This is a genomic window from Fluctibacter corallii (assembly GCF_025751585.1).
In the GTDB taxonomy this organism is placed as follows: Bacteria; Pseudomonadota; Gammaproteobacteria; order Enterobacterales; family Alteromonadaceae; genus Fluctibacter_A; species Fluctibacter_A corallii.
On sequence record NZ_JAOWKX010000002.1, the window covers coordinates 333,528 to 356,689 of the forward strand.

Annotated in this window: 19 protein-coding genes; 13 read left to right on the top strand and 6 right to left on the bottom strand. The window is 44.4% G+C overall.

The window, feature by feature from the left end; all coding sequences use genetic code 11:
* Positions 1-41: 41 nt before the first annotated feature.
* From yfaE to ubiG, 5 genes are all read right to left on the bottom strand, one after another.
* Positions 42-311 carry a class I ribonucleotide reductase maintenance protein YfaE gene (gene yfaE / locus OE749_RS05065; RefSeq protein WP_263711269.1) on the bottom strand — a complete coding sequence of 90 codons (270 nt, stop codon included), beginning with the start codon at positions 309-311 and terminating at the stop codon, positions 42-44.
* A gap of 11 nt (positions 312-322) precedes the next feature.
* Positions 323-1,453 carry a class Ia ribonucleoside-diphosphate reductase subunit beta gene (nrdB, locus tag OE749_RS05070; RefSeq protein WP_263711270.1) on the bottom strand — a complete coding sequence of 377 codons (1,131 nt, stop codon included), beginning with the start codon at positions 1,451-1,453 and terminating at the stop codon, positions 323-325.
* A gap of 53 nt (positions 1,454-1,506) precedes the next feature.
* The gene (nrdA, locus tag OE749_RS05075; RefSeq protein WP_263711271.1) at positions 1,507-3,825 is read right to left on the bottom strand and encodes a class 1a ribonucleoside-diphosphate reductase subunit alpha; all 2,319 of its coding nucleotides are present in this window, start codon (positions 3,823-3,825) and stop codon (positions 1,507-1,509) included.
* A 394-nt stretch (positions 3,826-4,219) separates the two neighbouring features.
* On the bottom strand, positions 4,220-4,885 hold the full coding sequence (locus tag OE749_RS05080; protein WP_263711272.1) for an HAD family hydrolase: 666 nt from the start codon (positions 4,883-4,885) through the stop codon (positions 4,220-4,222).
* An 8-nt stretch (positions 4,886-4,893) separates the two neighbouring features.
* A complete protein-coding gene (ubiG, locus tag OE749_RS05085) occupies positions 4,894-5,604 on the bottom strand; it encodes a bifunctional 2-polyprenyl-6-hydroxyphenol methylase/3-demethylubiquinol 3-O-methyltransferase UbiG (protein ID WP_263711273.1) in 711 nt (236 codons plus the stop codon).
* A gap of 290 nt (positions 5,605-5,894) precedes the next feature.
* On the opposite strand from ubiG, the gene gyrA reads away from it, so the two are divergent.
* From gyrA to pyrF, 9 genes are all read left to right on the top strand, one after another.
* On the top strand, positions 5,895-8,597 hold the full coding sequence (gyrA, locus tag OE749_RS05090) for a DNA topoisomerase (ATP-hydrolyzing) subunit A (protein ID WP_263711274.1): 2,703 nt from the start codon (positions 5,895-5,897) through the stop codon (positions 8,595-8,597).
* Between the two features lie 126 nt (positions 8,598-8,723).
* A complete protein-coding gene (gene serC / locus OE749_RS05095; RefSeq protein WP_263711275.1) occupies positions 8,724-9,809 on the top strand; it encodes a 3-phosphoserine/phosphohydroxythreonine transaminase in 1,086 nt (361 codons plus the stop codon).
* Complete coding sequence (gene aroA / locus OE749_RS05100) at positions 9,809-11,098, top strand: 3-phosphoshikimate 1-carboxyvinyltransferase (RefSeq protein ID WP_263711276.1); 1,290 nt, start codon at positions 9,809-9,811, stop codon at positions 11,096-11,098. Before serC ends, aroA begins: the two co-directional genes overlap by 1 nt.
* A 335-nt stretch (positions 11,099-11,433) precedes the next feature.
* Positions 11,434-12,117, top strand: a complete 684-nt coding sequence (gene cmk / locus OE749_RS05105) for a (d)CMP kinase (protein WP_263711277.1) — start codon at positions 11,434-11,436, stop codon at positions 12,115-12,117.
* A 115-nt stretch (positions 12,118-12,232) separates the two neighbouring features.
* A complete protein-coding gene (gene rpsA, locus OE749_RS05110; RefSeq protein WP_263711278.1) occupies positions 12,233-13,906 on the top strand; it encodes a 30S ribosomal protein S1 in 1,674 nt (557 codons plus the stop codon).
* A gap of 97 nt (positions 13,907-14,003) precedes the next feature.
* Positions 14,004-14,294, top strand: coding sequence for an integration host factor subunit beta (gene ihfB / locus OE749_RS05115; RefSeq protein ID WP_263711279.1), 291 nt, complete (start codon positions 14,004-14,006; stop codon positions 14,292-14,294).
* A 194-nt stretch (positions 14,295-14,488) separates the two neighbouring features.
* A complete protein-coding gene (locus OE749_RS05120; RefSeq protein WP_263711280.1) occupies positions 14,489-14,743 on the top strand; it encodes a LapA family protein in 255 nt (84 codons plus the stop codon).
* A gap of 6 nt (positions 14,744-14,749) precedes the next feature.
* Positions 14,750-15,919: a lipopolysaccharide assembly protein LapB gene (gene lapB / locus OE749_RS05125; protein WP_263711281.1), complete on the top strand. Its 1,170-nt coding sequence runs from the start codon at positions 14,750-14,752 to the stop codon at positions 15,917-15,919.
* Positions 15,920-15,921: 2 nt separating this feature from the next.
* Positions 15,922-16,620, top strand: a complete 699-nt coding sequence (pyrF, locus tag OE749_RS05130; protein WP_263711282.1) for an orotidine-5'-phosphate decarboxylase — start codon at positions 15,922-15,924, stop codon at positions 16,618-16,620.
* 139 nt (positions 16,621-16,759) lie between these two features.
* Here the strand turns inward: pyrF and ald are convergent, their stop codons facing one another.
* Positions 16,760-17,887, bottom strand: a complete 1,128-nt coding sequence (gene ald / locus OE749_RS05135; RefSeq protein ID WP_263711283.1) for an alanine dehydrogenase — start codon at positions 17,885-17,887, stop codon at positions 16,760-16,762.
* 132 nt (positions 17,888-18,019) lie between these two features.
* Between ald and lrp the strand changes: the two genes are divergently transcribed.
* The 4 genes from lrp to OE749_RS05155 all read left to right on the top strand — a co-directional run bounded on the left by lrp (position 18,020) and on the right by OE749_RS05155 (position 23,160).
* The gene (lrp, locus tag OE749_RS05140; RefSeq protein ID WP_263711284.1) at positions 18,020-18,505 is read left to right on the top strand and encodes a leucine-responsive transcriptional regulator Lrp; all 486 of its coding nucleotides are present in this window, start codon (positions 18,020-18,022) and stop codon (positions 18,503-18,505) included.
* Between the two features lie 151 nt (positions 18,506-18,656).
* Positions 18,657-21,203 carry a DNA translocase FtsK gene (locus OE749_RS05145; protein ID WP_263711506.1) on the top strand — a complete coding sequence of 849 codons (2,547 nt, stop codon included), beginning with the start codon at positions 18,657-18,659 and terminating at the stop codon, positions 21,201-21,203.
* A 5-nt stretch (positions 21,204-21,208) separates the two neighbouring features.
* Positions 21,209-21,838 (top strand): outer membrane lipoprotein chaperone LolA, encoded by a 630-nt coding sequence (gene lolA, locus OE749_RS05150; protein ID WP_263711285.1) that lies wholly within the window; start codon positions 21,209-21,211, stop codon positions 21,836-21,838.
* Positions 21,835-23,160 (top strand): replication-associated recombination protein A, encoded by a 1,326-nt coding sequence (locus OE749_RS05155; RefSeq protein WP_263711286.1) that lies wholly within the window; start codon positions 21,835-21,837, stop codon positions 23,158-23,160. The genes lolA and OE749_RS05155 overlap by 4 nt, the downstream gene beginning before the upstream one ends.
* Positions 23,161-23,162 lie beyond the last annotated feature (2 nt).

Sequence of the window (23,162 nt, forward strand, 5' to 3'; positions counted from 1 at the left end):
TGGGAGATTCTAGTCTAGTTGCCAATGTGATATTTAGACAGCTATTCGATTTGTAGTATCAAGTCTGATTTTGCCTTGCAACAGCAAGGCAAAATTTCGTCGTCATCTATAAAGGCGAGGGGATCAACCGTATATTCAACCTTACCTGAAATTAACTTGGTTCGGCATGCACCACAAAAACCTTCGCGGCAGTGATAGTGAATCTCTACGCCGTGGGCTTCTGCGTGTTCAAGTAAGGTTTTTTCTTGAGTGGCCTCAAACGTTTTGTGATCAATGACTTGGATCACAAAACGTTGATTGTCGGAAGACATGTAAAAGGAAATTACAAATCGAAGTCGCCAAAATCACCAGCATTGACTTCTGAGTCAATTTGACCCACCAAGTACGAGCTAATTTCCGCTTCTTGAGGTGCAACCTGATAATTGTCAGAATTCAGATAGTTGTTCATCCACGGTAATGGGTTACTTGAAATGTCGAACGGTTTGCCCATACCAATCACTGACATACGCTGGTTAGCAATAAACTCGACATACTGACACAGAATGTCTTCGTTCAAGCCAATCATAGAGCCATGCTGAAACAAATAACGTGCCCACTGTTTTTCTTGTTCTACTGCACCTAAAAAGATTTGCTTCGCTTCTTCGTGGCACTCTTCGGCAATTTCTGCCATCTCAGGATCATCTTTACCTTTTTGCCACAGGTTCAAGATATGCTGAGTAGAGGTTAAGTGAACATTTTCGTCACGAGCAATAAGACGAATGATCTTTGAATTACCTTCCATTAATTCACGCTCTGCGAAAGCAAATGTACAGGCAAAAGATACATAAAAGCGAATCGCTTCAAGCGCATTGACTGAATTCATACAAAGGTACAGGCGTTTTTTAAGTTCGCGCATGGTAACGTTGTATTCAATGCCATCGACGGAATGTTTGCCTTCGCCTTGAGTTTGCCATAGCTGCGTGTAAAAGATGAGGTCATCGTAATACTTAGAAATATCACCTGCGCGCTTCTTGATTTCTTCGTTTACTACGATGTCTTCAAAAATTTCGCCTGGCTCTGTATATAGGTTACGCAAAATATGCGTGTAAGAGCGCGAGTGTATTGTTTCAAAAAACGACCAAGTTTCAATCCATGTCTCTAATTCTGGCAGTGACACAATAGGCAAAAATGCAATGTTTGGGCTTCTGCCTTGTACTGAATCGAGTAAGGTCTGATATTTCAGGTTTGAAATGAAGATATGCTTTTCAGAGTCGCTTAGCTTTTGGAAGTCCATGCGATCTTTACTAACGTCAACTTCCTCCGGACGCCAGAAAAAACTGATTTGCTTTTCGATTAACTTCTCAAAAATTTCATGTTTTTGCTGGTCGTAGCGTGCAACGTTAACGGGATTCCCGAAAAACATCGGCTCAGCAAGAGGATTAGTCGTTTGTTGATTAAACGTTGTATATTTCATGTCGACTTCTTATCAATCAATTACCCCCACATCGAGGTGGGGGATAATGCTAATTAAATTTTACACGCGCCGCCTTCGCAGCCATCATCTTCTACTTCAACCGCTGTCTGAGCGTGTGGTTGAGATTGTGTTGCCTGTTCTTGTTGACTTGTATCAGCCGCGCCATCACGGGTATTGTGATAGTACATGGTTTTGACACCGAGCTTATATGCAGTCAATAAATCTTTGAGCAACAACTTCATAGGCACTTTATTGCCTTCGTATTTACTCGGATCATAGCTGGTATTAGCCGAAATGGTTTGGTCAATAAATTTCTGCATAATAGCCACTAACTGAAGATAGCCATCATTTGACGGAATATCCCACAGTAGTTCGTATTTTTCTTTCAGGGTGTCGTATTCAGGTACAACTTGCTTTAACACACCGTCTTTACTTGCCTTAACACTAATATGACCACGTGGCGGCTCAATGCCATTCGTCGCATTAGAAATCTGAGACGATGTTTCAGATGGCATAAGCGCTGATAGGGTGCTATTACGTAAACCGTGATCAACGATCTCTTTACGCAGGCTTTCCCAGTCATAGTGAAGAGGTTCGTTACAGACCTGATCTAAATCTTTTTTGTACGTATCGATAGGCAGGATGCCCTGCGAGTAAGTAGTTTCATTAAATTTAGGGCAAGCGCCTTTTTCTTTTGCAAGATTGTTCGATGCTTTCAGCAAGTAGTATTGCATGGCTTCAAACGTTCTGTGAACAAGGCCGTTTGCACTGTGGTCAGAGTATTTCACTCCATTCTTAGCAAGGTAATAGGCAAAATTAATCACACCAATACCTAGTGTACGGCGTCCCATGGTGGCGTTGTAAGCGGCAGGCACGGGGTAGTCTTGATAATCTAATAGGCTATCTAGTGCACGTACTGCTAAATCAGATAACTCATCTAACTCGTCAAGGTTCTTTATTGCTCCTAGGTTAAATGCCGACAGGGTACACAGCGCAATTTCACCGTTCTCGTCATTTACGTGTTGAAGCGGTTTCGTTGGAAGCGCAATTTCAAGGCACAAGTTACTTTGACGTACTGGCGCTACTTCCGCATTAAACGGGCTATGGGTATTACAATGGTCAACGTTTTGCAGATAAATTCGACCTGTGCTTGCGCGCTCTTGCATGAATAAGCTAAATAGCTCAATTGCCTTGATGGTGCGCTTTTCGATGCTGTCGTCTTGTTCATATTTGACGTACAGCTTCTCGAATTCCTCTTGATTAGAGAAGAAAGCATCGTAGAGTCCTGGCACATCAGATGGGCTAAATAATGTAATGTGCTGATCTTTAATTAAACGCTGATACATCAGCTTATTGAACTGCACACCATAGTCGAGATGACGAACACGATTTTCTTCTACGCCGCGGTTGTTTTTCAACACAAGCAGAGATTCAACTTCCCGGTGCCAAAGAGGGTAAAACAGGGTTGCTGCACCACCACGTACGCCGCCTTGAGAGCAACTTTTCACTGCAGTTTGGAAATACTTGTAGAACGGAATACACCCAGTATGGAATGCTTCACCGCCACGGATTGGGCTACCTAAAGCACGGATGCGTCCGGCATTCACACCAATACCTGCGCGTTGGCTTACGTATTTCACAATGGCACTGGCTGTCGCGTTGATAGAGTCAAGGCTGTCGTCAGTTTCTATGAGTACGCATGAGCTAAATTGACGCGTTGGTGTTCTTACCCCTGCCATAATAGGTGTAGGCAGTGAAATTTTAAACTTAGAGGCAGCGTCATAGAAGCGCTTTATATAATCTAGACGTGTCTCTTTCGGGTATTTGGCGAACAAGCAAGCGGCCACTAAGATGTACAAGAACTGTGCGCTTTCGTAGATGTCACCGGTTACTCGGTTTTGAACCAGATACTTCCCTTCAAGTTGTTTAACCGCGGCGTAGCTGAACGTCATATCACGCCAGTGATCAATGTATTCATCTAGCTCGGCAAATTCTTCTTTTGTGTAATCATCAAGAAGGTGAGCATCGTACTTATTGCGCTCAACCATATCGACTACATGGTCATACAATTCGGGCGGCTCAAATTGACCGTAGGCTTTTTTACGTAGGTGGAATATTGCCAAACGTGCAGCTAAGTATTGGTAGTCTGGTGACTCTGTTGAAATAAGATCCGCCGCTGACTTGATTAGCGTTTCATGAATATCTTCAGTTTTTATTCCGTCATAAAATTGCAGGTGAGCTTTTATCTCAACCTGAGATACAGATACGTTATTAAGGCCTTCCGCTGCCCATGTAATGACTTTATGGATTTTATCAAGATCAATGGATTCACGTTCTCCATTGCGTTTTGTCACGAAAAGATTGTTATTCATGCAGGTAGCCGTCAATTTGTTAAGCGCAAAATTGCGCCCCATCCAAGAGGGTGGGCGCGAGTATTAAATAGTTATTTGTGCAACATCGGATCATATTTTGTTCGTATTTTTACGTTAGGGATCCCATGCGTTGCTAAACACAAGATAGTGGGGTTTTAGTGCTAATGCAACCCAAGGTCTGGTGCTTTTCTAAGCGATCGATTCAGGCCTGTTTGACCAGTTAGTGGAGACTCACCTAAAAGGACCAATGCGTCCGAAAGTAAATGGATTTCAAGATAAATTGTCAGGTTTTTTTTCTCTTTAAAACTTTTTGTTTTAATAACCAAGAAAATGGATCTATACGCTTATGTAGTGTTAAAGAATGCTCAATAACACTACATATAGTGTATGAATGTTAACGGATAATTAATAACTCGATCAGTGACGCTACAGTTGGAACGATATGATTCGCTTCCCAGTCATTGATGTTGTCTTCGTCGCGAATGTATCCATATTGAGCAAGCACACTGATCATGCCTGCAGCATTGGCTGCTTGGATATCTCGCTCAGCATCACCAACGTAGTAGATCTTGTCTGCGGGCAAGCGGATCGTTTCTCCGGCATGAATGAGGGGCAAAGGATGCGGCTTTCTTTCATCTAACGTATCGCCAGAAATCACGACTTTGCAGTTTGTAAACGCCTCAAAGTGAGGAAGTAACGCATCGGTTAACCAGCCTGGTTTATTTGTTACGATTCCCCAAGGAACATTTCGCTCATCTAGGGCCCGAATTAACCGATCAATACCATCAAACATGCGCGTATCGACACACAGGTGATCGTTGTAGTACGTGAGGAACTGCTCTCTCAGCGTGTTAGGGTCGTAATCATCTAGTAACTCCTTAAAGCCTAGCTTCAGGAGTCCTGCCGCACCGTGCGAGGCCACATTACGATAATCCTCGTAAGCCAAAGTGGGCAGAGAGTGAATTGCCAACACATGATTGAGTGCAGCACCTAAGTCTGGCGCGGTATCGAGCAATGTGCCATCTAAATCAAACAGTACGCCAAATGGGTTCTGATTCATGTTACTTCCTATAATTTTTGTGTGCACACGATATAGTTTACGTCGACATTGCGATCTGACAGCACATACTGTCCAGACAACGGATTTAGGTGCAATCCGGTCATTTTACGTGCTTTTAAGTCGTGACTATCAGCCCATGAAAGGAGTTCAGATGGCTTAATGAATTTGTCGTGTTGATGGGTTCCTTTTGGAACTAAGCCCAACACATTTTCTGCTGCAACAATGGCGAGTAAATAAGATTTGATGTTGCGATTTAATGTTGAGAAAAAGACGAAGCCGCCAGGTTTTACCATTTCGCTGCATGCCTTAACAACAGATGCGGGGTCGGGCACATGCTCTAGCATTTCTAAACAGGTGACAACGTCAAACTGCTCGCGATGTGATTGTGCAAAGGCTTCGGCCGTAGTTTGTTGATAATCGACACGAATTTGAGTTTCTAATCCATGAAGTTTGGCTACTTCAAGCGAATCGGCAGCCATGTCGATGCCTGTGACATCTGCACCTTGTCGCGCCATCGCTTCAGACAAAATACCGCCACCACAGCCTACATCAACGATTTTCTTGCCAAACAATCCATCACAGTGTTGTGCAATGAAATCAACGCGTAACGGGTTAATATCATGTAATGGCTTGAATTCTCCAGCTAAATCCCACCAACGGGAAGCGAGTTGTGAAAATTTCTCTATTTCGGCGTTATCTACGTTGTGTAGGGTAGTCATTTTGATACTCATATTCATCTTGGCTGCGGAATTATAGTCATGTTAACTGACTAATTTATAGTTGTGTTCATCAAAAGCAGTTTGTTTGCACATTATATGACCTGATCACGGCTATTTATTTTGGAAATCTGGTGTTAGAATCGTGAGTCCAAATTGTCTAACCCAAATATAAAGATGGGTGTGTTGGTATTCTGCATAGAGGCGTTTCGCTTTTTGATCGAGCGCTACGTGTTAAAAATTCAACAACGGACATCCACTTTAATAATAAAGAGTAGGGACCAGGCTGTAATATGACAGATCACGCCAAAGAAATACTCCCCATTAATATTGAGGAGGAGTTAAAGAACTCTTACCTTGATTATGCAATGAGTGTCATTGTGGGTCGTGCTTTACCAGATGTAAGGGACGGCCTTAAACCAGTACACAGACGTGTATTGTTTGCAATGAATGAGTTGAAAAACGACTTCAATAAGCCATACAAAAAGTCTGCGCGTGTTGTGGGTGACGTAATCGGTAAATATCACCCCCACGGTGACTCAGCTGTGTACGACACCATTGTACGTTTAGCGCAGCCATTTTCTCTTCGCTATATGCTGGTTGATGGTCAGGGTAACTTCGGTTCAGTAGACGGTGATTCGGCTGCCGCGATGCGTTATACCGAAGTAAGAATGGCGAAAATTGCCCATGAATTACTGGCCGATCTAGACAAAGAAACGGTTGATTTTGTACCTAACTACGACGGTACAGAGCACATTCCAGAAGTGCTGCCAACAAAAGTACCTAATCTATTGGTTAACGGTTCGTCAGGTATTGCAGTTGGTATGGCCACGAATATACCGCCGCACAACCTGACAGAGGTGATTAACGGGTGTATTCGTTTAATTGAAAACCCAGACGCGCCACTTGAAGAGCTGATGGAGCTGATTCCCGGCCCAGATTTTCCTACTGCAGCATTAATAAGTGGTCGTAAAGGTATAGAAGATGCCTATCGTACAGGGCGCGGTAAAATATACCTGCGTGCGCGTGCAGAAATTGAAACTGAAGATAATGGTAAAGAAACCATTATCGTGCATGAAATTCCGTATCAGGTGAATAAAGCGCGCTTAATCGAAAAGATCGCTGAACTGGTAAAAGAGAAAAAGATTGAAGGCGTTTCTGCGTTACGTGATGAGTCTGATAAAGACGGTATGCGTATCGTTATTGAGGTAAAACGTAACGAATCGGCTGAAGTGTTGCTGAATCATTTGTATTCACAAACACAGCTGCAAACGGTATTTGGTATCAATATGGTTGCGCTGGATAACGGCCAACCTAAAGTGTTTACTTTAAAAGAAACACTGGAAGCCTTTATTCTTCACCGCCGAGAAGTCGTCACACGACGCACGGTGTTCGAGCTTCGCAAAGCCCGTGATCGAGCCCACATATTGGAAGGCCTAGCGATTGCGTTGGCCAATATTGATCCTGTTATTGAGCTAATTAAAGCGTCTCCTAGCCCGTCTGAAGCCAAAGTTGCTCTAACCGCGCAAGGTTGGAATCTGGGTGACGTAGCAGATATGCTTGAGCGTGCAGGAGATGATGCTGCACGTCCAGAGTGGCTAGAGCCACAGTACGGTATTCGTGATGGAAAGTACTACCTTACGGAACAACAAGCACAAGCTATCCTTGATCTCCGTTTACATAAATTAACGGGGCTTGAACACGAGAAGATTCTGGGTGAATACAAAGAATTGCTCGAAGTTATTGCTGAGTTGTTACATATTCTTGGTAGTTCTGAGCGCTTGATGGAAGTGATTCGTGAAGAGCTTGAAAAAATCCGTGAAGAATTTGGTGACGAGCGCCGTACAGAAATTACGGCTGCAAGCCACGATATTGATATCGAAGATTTGATTGAGCAAGAAGACGTTGTGGTGACGTTGTCGCGTGAAGGTTATGTTAAGTATCAAAAACTGACAGATTATGAAGCGCAACGCCGTGGCGGAAAAGGTAAGTCAGCAACGAAGATGAAAGATGAAGATTTCATCGAAAAACTGTTGGTGGCCAACACTCACGATCATATTCTGTGCTTCTCAACCCGTGGTCGATTATATTGGTTGAAAACCTATCAATTACCATTTGCTAGCAGAAATGCTCGCGGCAGACCTATCGTAAATATTTTGCCACTTGAAGACAACGAACGTATTACCGCCATTCTTCCTATTAAGGAATTTGAAGACGACAAATACGTACTAATGGCAACCGCAAATGGTACGGTTAAGAAAACGGCATTGTCTCAGTACTCTCGTCCGCGCTCGAACGGTATTATTGCCGTGAACTTAAACGACGGTGACGAGCTGATTGGTGTGGCTATCACTCACGGTGAAAGCGACATTATGTTGTTCTCAGATGAAGGTAAAGTCGTACGCTTTAACGAGAAAGCACGTGATGCTGAAACTGGCGAAGTGAAGCGCGACCCTGAAACTGGAGAAGAGATTCTCGCGTTGCGCCCTATGGGACGTACGGCAACGGGTGTAAGAGGAATTAAACTCCAAGATGGTCAACGAGTGGTCTCACTTATTGTGCCCAATGGTGATGGTGCTATCTTAACGGCGACTGAAAACGGTTTTGGTAAGCGAACGCCTCTAGAGGACTATCCAGCCAAGAGCCGTGCGACGCAAGGTGTTGTGTCTATTAAGGTTTCAGAGCGAAACGGTAAAGTCGTAGGCGCTGTACAAGTTGATGAGAATGATGAAATCATGCTTATCAGTGATCAAGGAACCTTGGTAAGAACACGCGTTGGTGAAGTGTCTGTTGTCGGACGTAACACGCAGGGTGTAAGACTGATTAGAACCGTTGAAGGCGAGCATGTTGTTGGCCTTCAACGAATCGAAGAAGTTGAAAGCGTAAATCTAGATGATAGCGACGTGTCTGAAGATTCAGACGTGGGAGCGCAAGAAGCAAATGCAAGTGTTGAGGCCGCAGATGCGACTTCTAACACAGACGACACGGCAGAGTAACGTAGTAAGTTAACGCTAAGGCGAATACAACTTTTCATTACTTCGCACGTAAGTTCGCGATTATGCAAGCGGCCCGATATCTCGTCGGAGCCGCTTTTTTATTTTTTAAGGGATGGCAAAACGTCAATGAATACGGTTTACAATTTTTGCGCTGGGCCAGCGATGTTACCTCAACCTGTTATGCGTAAAGCTCAGGAAGAGTTTATTAACTGGCAGGGATTGGGTTGCTCGGTTATGGAAATCAGCCATAGAAGTAAGCCATTTATTGCATTGGCGGACGCTGCTGAGAGAAATCTCAGAGAGCTGTTGTCTATTCCGCAACATTACAGCGTGTTATTCATGCATGGCGGAGGCCGTGGACAGTTTTCTGCAGTACCGCTAAATTTAGCCGAGGCAACTGAGCATGCAGATTATTTGGTGACGGGTGCGTGGTCGAAAAGTGCAGTGCAAGAAGCTGAACGCTTTGTTACGCCAAATATTGTCGCCGAGTCTTGCGTGATAAATGGAGAGACGACTTTACCGGATCAGGCATCATGGCAGTGTTCTGATAACGCAGCGTATTTTCATTTTTGCACAAACGAAACAGTAGACGGTGTTGAGCTAAACGTCTTACCTGATGTGGGTGATGTGCCTTTGGTTGCTGATATGTCGTCTACTATTTTGTCTAGACCATTAGACATTGAAAAATACGGTGTGATTTATGCGGGCGCGCAGAAAAACATCGGTCCTTCTGGCTTGTCAGTGGTGATTATTCGAAATGATTTGCTTGATCGCGCTAGACACAATACGCCATCGGTTCTGAATTATGGATTAGCCGCACAAAATGGCTCCATGTATAACACGCCTCCAACCTATGCGTGGTATTTAGCTGGACTGGTATTTGAATGGCTCAAGGAGGAGGGAGGCGTATCTGCTATCTATTCCAGAAATAAAGCAAAAGCGGCTATGCTATATGAAGGGATTGATGCAACGGATTTCTATATTAACTCGATTGCATCACCGTATCGGTCAATTATGAACGTACCGTTTCAGTTAGCCGACCCAACCCTGGATGACGCGTTTTTAACGCAAGCAGAAGAAAATGGCTTAATGGCTTTGAAAGGTCATCGGTCTGTAGGGGGAATGCGTGCAAGTATATACAACGCGATGCCCATAGAAGGCGTAAAAGCCTTAGTCGATTTTATGAAAGAATTTGAGAGGAAAAACGGATAATGCAACAACTTAAGCTTGATCCTATCAAGTCTGTATCAGGTACAGTCAATGTGCCAGGTTCAAAAAGTTTAAGTAATCGAGCATTGCTTTTAGCCGCGATTGCGGAAGGTAAAACAACACTCACCAATTTACTTGATAGTGACGATATACGTCACATGCTGACAGCACTAACAAAATTAGGTGTCAGTTATACGCTGTCTGACGACAACACCGAGTGTGTGGTAGAAGGCATAGGTGGCGTATTTAATGTTAGTCAGCCAGTTGAACTGTTTTTAGGTAACGCAGGCACGGCAATGCGACCATTGAGTGCTGTATTAGCCGCGAGCCAAGGACAATTTATACTCACGGGTGAGCCAAGAATGGAAGAGCGTCCTATTGGTGCGCTTGTCGATGCTATGGCGCAGGCGGGTGCTGATATTAGCTATCAAAAAAATGCAGGATACCCGCCGCTTCTCATTGAAGGGAAAACATTACATGGTGGTGTAATTCGTGTAGACGGCAGTGTATCTAGTCAGTTTCTAACTGCTGTACTTATGGCTGCGCCGTTACTCAGTGGCGATACCACAGTAGAAATTATCGGTGAGCTAGTGTCAAAGCCGTATATTGATATCACATTGAAAACAATGGCTGCATTTGGTGTACAAGTAGACAATCACGACTATCAATCTTTTACGATAAAATCTGATCAACGTTATGTTTCGCCCGGGCGTTTTATGGTTGAAGGTGATGCCTCTTCCGCCTCTTATTTTCTTGCAGCCGGTGCGATTAAAGGCGGAACCGTTAGGGTTACCGGTGTAGGGAAGGCCAGTATTCAAGGTGATATTCGTTTTGCTGACGTGCTAGAAAAAATGGGTGCTACAGTCACGTGGGGCGATGAGTTCATTGAGATTGAAGGTGCACCGCTAAACGCCGTTGATATGGATATGAACCATATTCCTGACGCAGCTATGACGATTGCGACCACAGCACTTTTCGCGCAAGGCACAACGGCTATTCGAAATATCTACAACTGGCGCGTTAAAGAAACTGATCGATTAGCAGCTATGGCCGCAGAGCTAAGAAAAGTTGGCGCTACGGTTGTTGAAGGTCATGATTTCATTGAAGTCACGCCTCCAGAAGAACTGCATCTGGCGGAAATCGATACGTACAATGACCATAGGGTTGCTATGTGCTTTTCACTCGTCGCGTTGGGTGACAAAGGGATCATTATTAACGACCCAGGTTGTACAGCTAAAACCTTCCCAGATTATTTCACACGATTTAGCCATATTTCGCAGCTGAACGAGTAATCAAGTATATTTTGCTATTTCCATTTAGCTAGACGCTAGGCCCCGTTGAATTCACGGGGCCTTCTTGTGTTTATCTCGTAGGCAGCGAATAAAAAAAGATGCCGAATAGCAAACTCACTATACCTTTAAGATCTGCGGCTATAATTACGTTTTGACAAGCTTAAGCGCTAGATACTCGACAGGGACGATACGCATGGCAATGAACGCAACGATGTAGTTTGGTTAATAAATGATTCATTATTGGACAACAATTGTAAATTCCTATTTACACTGATTGCTTCCTTGGCGAGTAACTGTATAATTGCGCCCGTTTTTTTATAACCCTAGGAGAGGGCATGCAAGTTTCTCCCGTCATTACCATAGACGGACCAAGTGGTGCTGGTAAAGGAACCGTGAGTACTCTACTGGCAAAACAGTTTGACTGGCACTTTTTAGATAGCGGTGCAATCTATCGGGTGCTTGCTATCGCGGCCATGCATCATCAGATTGATGCTGATGATGAACTGGGATTAGTGCCTTTGGCGTCAAGCTTAGATGTTAATTTTGAAACTGAAAATGGCGCCTGTCGGATCGTGCTTGAGGGCGAAGATGTGACTTCAGCTATTCGCGCGGAAGAAGTGGGATTGATGGCGTCGAAAGTGGCGTCATGGCCACGAGTGCGTGAAGCGTTGTTGCGTCGTCAGCGCGCATTCAGACAAGAACCCGGTCTGGTTGCAGACGGACGAGATATGGGAACTGTTGTCTTTCCGAATGCCGAAGCGAAGATCTTTCTTACTGCCAGTGCAGAAGAACGTGCAAGGCGAAGATTTAATCAGTTGAAAGAAAAAGGCCATGGTGTTAGCATTACGCGCCTTTTGGCTGATATTCAAGCAAGAGACGAGCGAGATTCAAATCGCAAAGTCGCGCCGCTAGTACCAGCAGAAGACGCACTTGTTTTGGATTCTACTGATTTAAGTATTCCTCAAGTGCTTGAAAAAATTACTGAATACGTTCAGTCAAAGCTTGCCCTCAATAAGTAGGCCAGGCTTTTTCGCGTATGTATTTGGCGTTAGTAGCCCTCACAGGATGTGAAGGGTTTGGTAATCAACCCCGCATTAACAGGAAGTAATGTGGATGAAATATTTTAAGTAAGTTATGACTGAAAATTTTGCTCAACTATTTGAAGAGAGTCTTAAAGAACTCGAGACCCGTCCTGGTGCCATTGTAAAAGGTACTGTTGTTTCTATCGATAAAGATATCGTATTGGTAGATGCTGGTCTTAAATCTGAAAGTGCAATCCCTGCAGATCAGTTCAAGAACGCTGAAGGTACTCTTGAAATTGCAATCGGCGATACCGTAGATGTGGCTCTTGACGCAGTAGAAGATGGTTTCGGTGAAACTATTCTTTCTCGTGAAAAAGCGAAGCGTCATGAAGCATGGGTTGAGCTAGAAAAAGCATACGAAGAAAAAGAAACGATCAAAGGTGTTATCAACGGTAAAGTTAAAGGTGGCTTTACGGTTGAAGTTAACTCTGTTCGTGCATTCTTGCCTGGTTCATTGGTTGACGTTCGTCCAGTTCGTGACACAACGCACCTTGAAGGCAAAGAGCTAGAGTTTAAAGTTATCAAGCTTGACGCTAAGCGTAACAACGTTGTTGTTTCTCGTCGTGCAGTTATCGAAGCAGAAAGCAGCGCAGAGCGTGATACACTACTTGCTAACCTTGAAGAAGGTCATGAAGTTAAAGGTATCGTTAAGAACCTTACTGACTACGGTGCATTCGTAGATCTAGGTGGTGTTGACGGTCTACTTCACATTACCGATATGGCTTGGAAGCGTGTTAAGCACCCAAGTGAAATCGTAAACGTTGGTGACGAAATCAACGTTAAAGTACTTAAGTTCGACAAAGAGAAGTCACGTGTTTCTCTTGGTATGAAGCAAATGGGCAACGATCCATGGCAAGAAATTGCTAACCGTTACCCTGAAGGTTCTAAACTTTCTGGTGCTGTTACAAACCTTACTGACTACGGTTGTTTCGTTGAAATCGAAGACGGTGTTGAAGGTCTTGTTCACGTATCTGAAATGGATTGGACTAACAAGAACATTCACCCATCTAAAGTGGTTAACTTGGGTGACGTTGTTGAAGTTATGGTACTTGAAATCGACGAAGAGCGTCGTCGTATTTCTCTTGGCCTTAAACAGTGCAAGCCTAACCCGTGGGAAGAGTTCGCTAAGTCTCACAACAAAGGCGACAAAGTTACTGGTAAGATCAAGTCAATCACTGACTTCGGTATCTTCATCGGTCTTGAAGGTGGCATCGATGGTCTTGTTCACTTGTCTGACATTTCTTGGAACAAAGCGGGTGAAGAAGCCGTTCGTGAATACAAGAAAGGCGACGAAATCTCTGCTGTTGTACTTCAAGTCGACCCAGAGCGTGAGCGTATCTCTCTTGGCGTGAAGCAAATCGAAGAAGATCCGTTCAATAAGTATCTGACAGACAACAAGAAAGGTGCTATTGTTATTGGTACCGTTACCGCTGTTGACGCTAAAGGCGTAACTGTTCAACTAGCTGAAGAAGTTGAAGGTTATGTTCGTGCGGCAGATCTTGCACGTGACCGTGTTGAAGACGCGAGTGAAGTTGTTAATGTTGGCGAAGAACTTGAAGCTAAGTTCATGGGCGTTGACCGTAAGAACCGCGTTGTAAACTTGTCTGTTAAGGCGAAAGATCAAGCAGAAGAGAAAGAAGCACTTGATAAAGTGAACCAGCAAGACGAAGCTGGCTTCGCTAATGCAATGGCTGAAGCTTTCAAAGCTGCAAAAGGCGAAGAGTAATTATTCGCTAAGTTATCGATAAAGGTCGGCTTAGCCGACCTTTCAGATAACCCTTCTCATCGGTAACGATTGTTTTTGTTTGACCAAGGGGATGATAATGACCAAGTCAGAACTCATTGAACGATTGGCCGATAAAGCCCGTCACATTCCAGCCAAAGAAGTTGAATCTGCAATAAAAGAAATGCTCGAGCAGATGGCGCAAACCTTGCAAAAAGGTGATCGCATTGAAATTCGAGGATTTGGTAGCTTTTCTCTTCACTATCGTGCACCTCGCATAGGCCGTAACCCTAAAACGGGAGAAACGGTAAAGCTGGACGGTAAATACGTTCCGCACTTTAAACCTGGTAAGGAACTCCGTGAACGCGTAAACGATAGTTTAACCCACTGAGAAGAATAAATTTTTTATAAACGGCACTCCAAATAGGGTGCCGTTTTTGTTAGAGTCTATGCTATAAAAAATAATAATAAATCACTTTCAGTTATTGCATCTTATTGTTTTACTGTAGAGGATTAACACGTCTTCATGAGGCTATCACCTATAATGGTTTTATGAAGCGAGAAACTACCTGTTGAGGATTAACGTTGAAGGTTTTACTGGCCGTTTTACTTGTCTCTTTTATTTTTGTCCTGTCGCTTGTGATAGGCGCGCAAAATGATCAAATCGTCGAAGTAAACTATTTTATTGCAAAGTCAGAGCTTCAGTTATCTTCGCTTATGGCGCTTTTGCTTGGCTCAGGTTTTATGATTGGCTGTATAGTCGGCTTTTTGTCTTGGTTGAAGCTTCGATTACGCTACAACCATTTAATTCGAAAGTCCCATACACAAAAAATTGATTAATTTGCGATGCTAGAGCTGCTGTTCTTACTATTACCTGTTGCTGCCGGCTATGGATGGGTAATGGGTCGCAATAGTGTTAGGCAAGCACAAAGAAAACAGTCAAAAATTCTTTCTCGTCATTACTACAAAGGCATTAATTTTTTATTGTCGGATCAGCCTGATAAAGCAGTTGATACCCTCATTAAAATGATAAACCTCGATAGCGATACCGCTGAAACACATATCGCGATGGGAAACTTTTTCCGACACAGAGGGGAGTTAGACCGAGCGATTCGTGTGCACCAAAACCTTGTTTCGCAAGAAGAGATCGATTCTGATTTAAAACTCCAAGCGTTAAAAGAGCTCGGCAAAGACTATATGCTTGCTGGCTTTTTGGAAAGAGCAGAAAGCAGCTTCTTAAAACTGTTAGATTCTGATAAATATTTTCTCGACGCTCAACGTCACCTATTCAATATCTACCAGACAACAAAAGAATGGGACAAGGCCATCAAGCTTGGTGAGTCTATGATGAAGCATAATGGCGATTCAGACGACTTGTGCCGCCGAATTTCCCATTTTTATTGTGAACGTGCAGTGCAGCGGTTACGCGATAACGATATTTCAAGTGCGGAAAAAGCATTGAAAAAAGCCATTGAGTCCGACGAGCATGCGGTACGCCCTTGGTTGATGTTGGGAGAACTAGCCATTGATCAGCAACAGTATCGTGATGCTATTTCCTATTTAAATCAAATACCGCAGCGTGATGTCTCTTGGTTAAGCGAAGCTGTACCTCTGATTGAAGTGTGTTGCCGTGCACTCAATGACGAGCATTTACTAGAGCGCGCGTTAGAACCGTATTGGAAAAAGTGCGCCTCGGCTTATCTCTCTAAAGTGAATTTAATGGCAAGGCAGGGCAACCTTGCTGAAGCGTCGGATGTACTGTTAGAACAGCTGCGTGTCAATCCCACGATGAAAGGCTTTAAAACCTTGATGGGGCTATACGTAGAGCAAAAAGATGAAGAAAACGCGGTAAATAGTTTAACGTTATTGTCTGATTTAGTTGACGAACAACTGCGACAACGGCCCAAGTATCGTTGCGTCAGTTGTGGCTTTTCTGGAAGGCAAATTCATTGGCTTTGCCCCTCCTGTAAAAAATGGGGTACGGTCAAACCAATTAAAGGCTTAGATGGGGAATAGACATGCAAGATGCCAAAGTAGTCGTTGCGCTAGATTTTGATAATAAATCCAATGCATTAAATTTTGTTAGCCAGCTTGAGCCAAGCCAATGCAAGTTAAAAGTTGGCAAGGAAATGTTTACGTATTTTGGACCAGAATTTGTCAAAGAGCTGGTTAAGCGCAAGTTTGATGTGTTTTTAGATTTAAAATTTCATGATATCCCCAATACCGTGGCGAAAGCCTGTGTTGCTGCGGCAGACTTAGGGGTGTGGATGGTGAATGTTCATGCATCAGGTGGTCCTAAAATGATGACCCACACAGTCTCTGCGTTAGAGGCATTTGGTCATGACAAACCTAAATTGATTGCTGTAACGGTATTAACCAGCATGGACAGTGCGCAGCTTCAATCTATCGGAATTACCAGTACACCGGAACAGCAGGTTATGCACCTCGCGTCACTTACGAAAGAGAGTGGTTTAGACGGTGTGGTGTGCTCAGCACAGGAAGCCGCTATGCTAAAGCAGAATTTAGGAGAAGGATTTTTGCTAGTTACTCCAGGTATTCGTCCTGTTGGTTCAGCGCAGGGTGATCAGCACCGGATCATGACACCACAGCAAGCTGTGGAAGTAGGTGTTGATTATATGGTGATTGGACGTCCTATTACTCAAGCAGCGTCACCGGTTGATGCCTTAAACGCGATAAACCAGTCTATTTATTGTTAGTTATACAACGAAAAAGAGCGAGTCACCTAAAATGATTCGCTCTTTTAAACGATTTCCATATTAAACAAATAATATTTCTACCGAAGGGGGAAGCGGTGTGCCGATTTATGGCTAGCGCCTCTTTCTCGGTTATTTTCGATTAGGCTAGCGCCGCTCTTGCATCGGTATATTCGAGGCCTAGCTGTTGACCAAGCGCATCAACTACTGCTTTGTACGTTACTTGACCTTCGTGAACATTGAGGCCATTAAGCAGGTGCGGATCAGCAAGCATTGCGTCTTTTGGTCCTTTGTTGGCCAATGCCAAACCAAATGGCAACGTTGCGTTGTTAAGTGCCATCGTTGATGTGCGTGCAACGCCGCCTGGCATATTCGCTACACAATAATGCACCACACCGTCAACCACATAGACTGGATCCTGATGAGTCGTTGCTTTTGACGTTTCAAAGCAACCGCCTTGATCGATAGCGACATCAACCAACACAGAGCCTTCTTTCATATTTTTAATGTGTTCGCGGGTCAGTAGTTTAGGGGCTGCTGCGCCTGGAATTAATACGGCACCTACCACTAAATCTGCCTTTGAAGAGTAATGCTCAATTGCATCAACGGTAGAGAAGACGGTTTTAAGCTGGCCACCGAATACATCATCAAGGTAACGAAGGCGAGGCAAAGAACGATCTAAAATAGTGACATCTGCACCCATACCCAGTGCCATTTTTGCTGCATTTGTGCCAACGACACCACCACCGATGACCAACACTTTACCTGGCGTAACACCAGGAACACCACCGAGTAGTGTGCCACTGCCGCCATGGGCCTTTTCTAAATAGTGCGCACCAGCCTGAACAGACATACGGCCTGCTACTTCACTCATTGGTGCAAGAAGCGGTAATCCACCAGTGTGATCGGTCACGGTTTCATAGGCAATACAGGTTGCGCCAGACTTCACCAGCAACTCAGTTTGCACAGGATCTGGTGCAAGGTGAAGGTAGGTATAAAGCGTTTGCCCTTTACTTAGCATTTCGCATTCGTTTGGCTGTGGCTCTTTTACTTTGACAATCATATCTGCGGTATCGAAGATCTTTTCCGCCGTGTTGCTGATAGATGCGCCGGCAGCCTCATATTGATCGTCGAAGAAACCGATTGCTGCACCAGCGTTTTGCTGAACAACCACTTGATGGCCATGGCTAACAAACTCTTTAACGGCCGCAGGCGTTAAACCTACTCGGTATTCGTGATTTTTTATTTCTTTAGGTACACCGATTAGCATACGTGCTCCGATTGTGATGAAAATGTAAAAAAATGTCTGCGAAGTATAGAGGAGAATAAGAAAATATTTATTTCGTAATTAAAGAAAAAACAGCATAAAATAGGGCTATATATAGAATGTAAAGCATAATGTATGTTAGTAAAAACGCCCAAACATCTCGACCGAATAGACCGTAACATATTGATAGAACTACAAAAAAATGGTCGTATTTCGAATGTTGAATTGGCTAAAAAAGTGGGTTTAAGTGCAAGCCCCTGTCTGGAGCGTGTTAAGCGCTTAGAAACGCAAGGGTACATAAAAGGTTATTATGCTGAAGTCGCGCCCGACAAACTGGGAGCGGCGATGTTGGTGTTTGTAGAAATTACGTTAACGAAAACCTCTGTTGACATATTTGAAGAGTTTTCTGTTGCCGTTCGCAAACATGATGATATTCAAGAATGTCATTTGGTGTCAGGTGACTTCGACTTTTTGCTTAAAGCGCGAGTTGCTGATATGTCTAGCTACCGAAAACTGTTGGGCGACACGTTACTTCGATTGCCAGGCGTAAGCGAGTCTCGGACTTATGTGGTAATGGAAGAAGTTAAGCACACAAATCAACTGAAGATTAATCCTAAATAAATTGATTCTGTGACGAACAGGGCACAATTTGTTGGTTTATTGATCGAATGGTTGCCGATAAGTACGGATTACATGCATCCAAACTAGGCATTTTATGCAGTCACTGGTATGGTACTTGTTCATCAAAAAATGGGATAATTCTAATAATATTATGGCGCGTTTATCAGGTTTACAAAGGGTAATGGAGGCAGGGTTGATCTTGACCTCCGTATTTGCCTTCTTTTTATTGCTAGCGCTAGCATCTTTTCATCCCGCCGACCCTGGTTGGAGTCAAGCTGGGTTGCAGGGCAACATACACAATTGGGTTGGTCCCGTTGGCGCTTGGTTTGCAGATATTCTTTTAAACACCTTTGGACGGGTTGCATTTGCTATCCCGTTTATTTGTGCGTTTATTGGCTGGTTTTTATTTCATCAGGTTAAACATATTGTCGAATTTGACTATACCACGATAGGCTTGCGCATAATTGGCGGGTTACTTGTACTTTTGGGAGTAAGCGGCCTGTTTAGTATTAATGCAGATGATATCTTCACCTTCTCGGCAGGCGGGATCATCGGCGATTTAATCAGTGCGGGTTTGGTGCCTTATTTTAGTGTCGCTGGGACGGTATTGTTGTTGCTGTGCTTTCTGTGTACGGGATTTACCCTCCTAACAGGGATCTCATGGCTCACTATTGTCGACACGTTAGGTGCGTTTACCATTAAAGGCGCTTTGGCCGCCTACAGAGCACCGCAACGTTTACAACACGCATCAATACCACGATTATCATTTACGCCTAATAGCAATCGCTCGCTTGAAGGGGAGGGGAGGGAACCCTCACCGTCTGATGATGAAATCCATATAACTCGCTTTCAGGCTGCGCCCGAGGCATCATCTGTTGAAGACAGCCAAGAGCAGGCAGTGAGTGACAAATCTAAACGCGCTTCTGCATCGATGTATGAGCGTGATCATGTCGGTGACGAACTGCACAATACAGAACCTGCGTATGACACATCAACTGACTCAAATCTCGGTAACACGAATGATGACGATCATCGGGTGGAGCCGAGTATTCCGGAAGAGGTGTTTACCAACGCGCCTGAAGAATCTAAGGGTGACAAGAAAGATTACGCGATGTCAATTGAAGAGTTGCGTGAGAAGGTGCGTCAAAAGAAAGCCTCTACGGGAGCACCTGAGCCCGTTACAATCGACGATGGAGAGCCGCTTGCGCCACTACCTTCGTTTGAATTGTTAGATAGACCCGATAGATCAAAAAATCCGATTTCTCAGGAAGAATTGGATGTGCTCTCTCGCTTATTAGAAGACAAGCTCGCTGATTTTAATATTGAAGCCAATGTAGTGGGTGTCTATCCAGGTCCGGTGATTACACGGTTTGAATTGGATTTAGCGCCGGGTGTAAAAGTCAGTAAAATTACAGGTTTGTCGAAAGATTTGGCGCGCGCGATGTCTGCCACTTCTGTTCGTGTGGTTGAAGTTATTCCTGGTAAGTCTTATATCGGACTAGAGCTACCCAACAAGCACCGTGAAACAGTTCGCTTAAGTGAAGTGATTGCCTGTGATGCTTTTCAAAGCTCAAGTTCTGCCCTGACTATGGTTCTCGGGGCAGACATTGCTGGTAACCCTGTGGTCGTCGATTTGGCTAAAATGCCGCACTTATTGGTTGCGGGTACGACAGGGTCGGGTAAGTCTGTTGGCGTTAACGTCATGATATTGAGTCTTTTGTATAAATCAAAGCCAGAAGATGTTCGAATGATCATGATAGATCCCAAGATGCTTGAATTGTCAGTGTATGAAGGCATACCTCATCTATTGGCTGAAGTCGTTACGGATATGAAAGAAGCGGCCAATGCATTGCGTTGGTGTGTGGGTGAAATGGAACGTCGCTATCGATTGATGTCTGCCCTTGGGGTGAGAAACTTAAAAGGCTACAACGCTAAAGTTACTCAAGCCATTGCTGACGGCACCCCGATAAAAGATCCGCTTTGGCGCGCTGAGGAGAGTATGGACAGTGAAGCGCCTGATTTAGAGAAGCTGCCTAGCATCGTGGTGGTGGTCGACGAATTTGCCGATATGATGATGATTGTCGGCAAAAAGGTAGAAGAGCTTATCGCGCGTATTGCGCAAAAAGCACGTGCCGCAGGTATCCATCTCGTACTGGCAACGCAGCGTCCGTCGGTTGATGTGGTGACCGGGTTAATTAAAGCGAATATTCCAACCCGAATCGCCTTTCAGGTATCCACTAAGATTGACTCCAGAACCATACTTGATCAACAAGGTGCAGAAACCTTATTGGGTATGGGAGATATGCTCTATTTACCTCCTGGAACGGGCGTGCCTACACGTGTGCACGGGGCCTTTGTTGACGACCATGAAGTACACGCGGTTGTTGCTGACTGGAAACGTCGTGGCGAACCTGAGTATATAGACGAGATTCTAAACGGAGAAGCCAGTGCAGAAGTGCTTCTGCCGGGAGAGCAACCGGAAGGCGGCGACCAAGAGTTCGATGCATTCTATGATGAAGCGGTGTCATTTGTAACAGAAACCCGCCGAGCATCGGTATCGGGCGTGCAACGTAAATTCAGAATTGGTTACAATCGCGCAGCGCGCCTTGTTGAACAAATGGAACAAAGTGGTGTCGTAAGTGCACCAGGTCATAACGGTAATCGTGAAGTGCTGGCGCCACCGCCGCCAAAGGAATAATGTGAATGTCGTATAAAAGAATGATAAATGTGTCTGTGTTTGCATTGAGTGTTGCTTTCTCTGTGATGGCTCATGCGGATTTAGCTGCTCAGGCGTTAAAAGATAAACTAAGCAAACTCTCTACTTATCAGGCTGAATTTACGCAGACAGTGCTTGATGAAGAGCAAAATCTACTTCAAGAAGCGCAAGGTAAAATCGCGATTTTGCGGCCTAATCGTTTGTACTGGGAGACGTATTCTCCCAGCGAAAACACTCTTATCGCAGATGGTGAAGCCGTATGGCATATCGATCCTTTTGTTGAGCAGGTGGTTGCCATTAGCCAACAGCAAGCTGTCGTAAATAACCCAGTCATGTTGCTTTCCAGTAACGATGATTCTGTATGGGAAACCTTCAAGGTTACGCAACCATCAAAATCTATATTTGATGTTTATAGCCTTGATGAAAATGCATTAATCAAGCGTTTGGTACTGCATTTTGATGATACGCGTTTGGTTAAGCTTATTTTTGTAGACAGTCAATCACAGAAAAGTGTGTTGAGCTTTTCTGACGTCAATCAAAATAGCGATATTTCCCCTAGTATCTTCGATTTTACGCTACCTGAAGGGTACGATTTAGATGATCAGAGAGGCCAATGACACTCGATCTCGGACTCACGCCTGATTTTGCCCCTTTGGCTGCGCGCATGCGGCCACGAACCATAGAGGAATATCGAGGACAAGAGCATATTGTCGGCAAAGGCAAGCCGCTGAGAAAAGCCATTGAGCGTGGTCAATGTCATTCTATGATTTTGTGGGGGCCTCCAGGAACGGGTAAAACAACGCTTGCCGAGGTTATTGCGCAACATTGTCACGCACATGTAGAACGAATTTCTGCAGTGACGTCGGGTGTCAAAGATATTCGAGCAGCGATTGAATCAGCCAAACAACATGCTGCCATGGCGGCAAAGCAAACCATTTTGTTTGTTGACGAAGTACATCGATTCAATAAGGCACAGCAAGACGCATTCTTACCTTTTATTGAAGATGGCACAGTAACGTTTATCGGTGCAACGACAGAAAATCCCTCTTTTGAGCTGAATAGCGCCTTGTTGTCACGGGCCCGCGTATACGTGTTAAAGGCACTTTCACCAGATGCTTTACGTGAATTGCTTGACGCTGCATGTACAGATGTTCAGCGCGGTCTAGGAGAAAGGGGCTTAACTATTGACGATGATGCTGCACATTTGTTGTTAGATATGTGCGGCGGTGATGGACGCCGATTGCTCAATTATCTGGAATTATCAGCAGACTTTGCAGAAGACAACAAAATTAGCAGAGATATTGTTAAGCTGGCTGTAGGCGACAAAGTTGCGCAATATGATAAAGGCGGCGATCAATTCTATGACCTTATCTCGGCTTTTCATAAATCAGTACGAGGTTCTTCACCCGATGGGGCTTTGTATTGGTACGCGCGAATGCTTGTTGCGGGTTGTGACCCCCTATATGTGGCCAGAAGGTTGTTAGCCATAGCAACGGAAGATATCGGCAACGCCGATCCGCGCGCGATGCAAGTATGCTTAAATGCATGGGATATTTTTCACCGAGTTGGCCCTGCGGAAGGAGAGCGGGCGATTGCGCAGGCAACCTTGTACTGTGCGGCGGCGGCGAAAAGTAATGCCGTATACACGGCGTTTAAACAGGCCGTCAGAGATGCAAAATCATTGCCCGACTACGATGTACCTTTGCATTTACGCAATGCTCCCACCTCGCTAATGAAAGAGATGGGACACGGCGCAGAGTACCGTTATGCGCATGATGAACAAGGGGCTTATGCGGCGGGCGAGGTGTATTTGCCCGAAGCATTAAAAGACACCCAATACTACGCGCCTTCAGAGCGTGGTACAGAAAAGCAAATTAAAGCGAAACTCGATTATCTGCGCGGTTTGGATGCGACGAGCTCAATTAAAAGGTACGAATAACC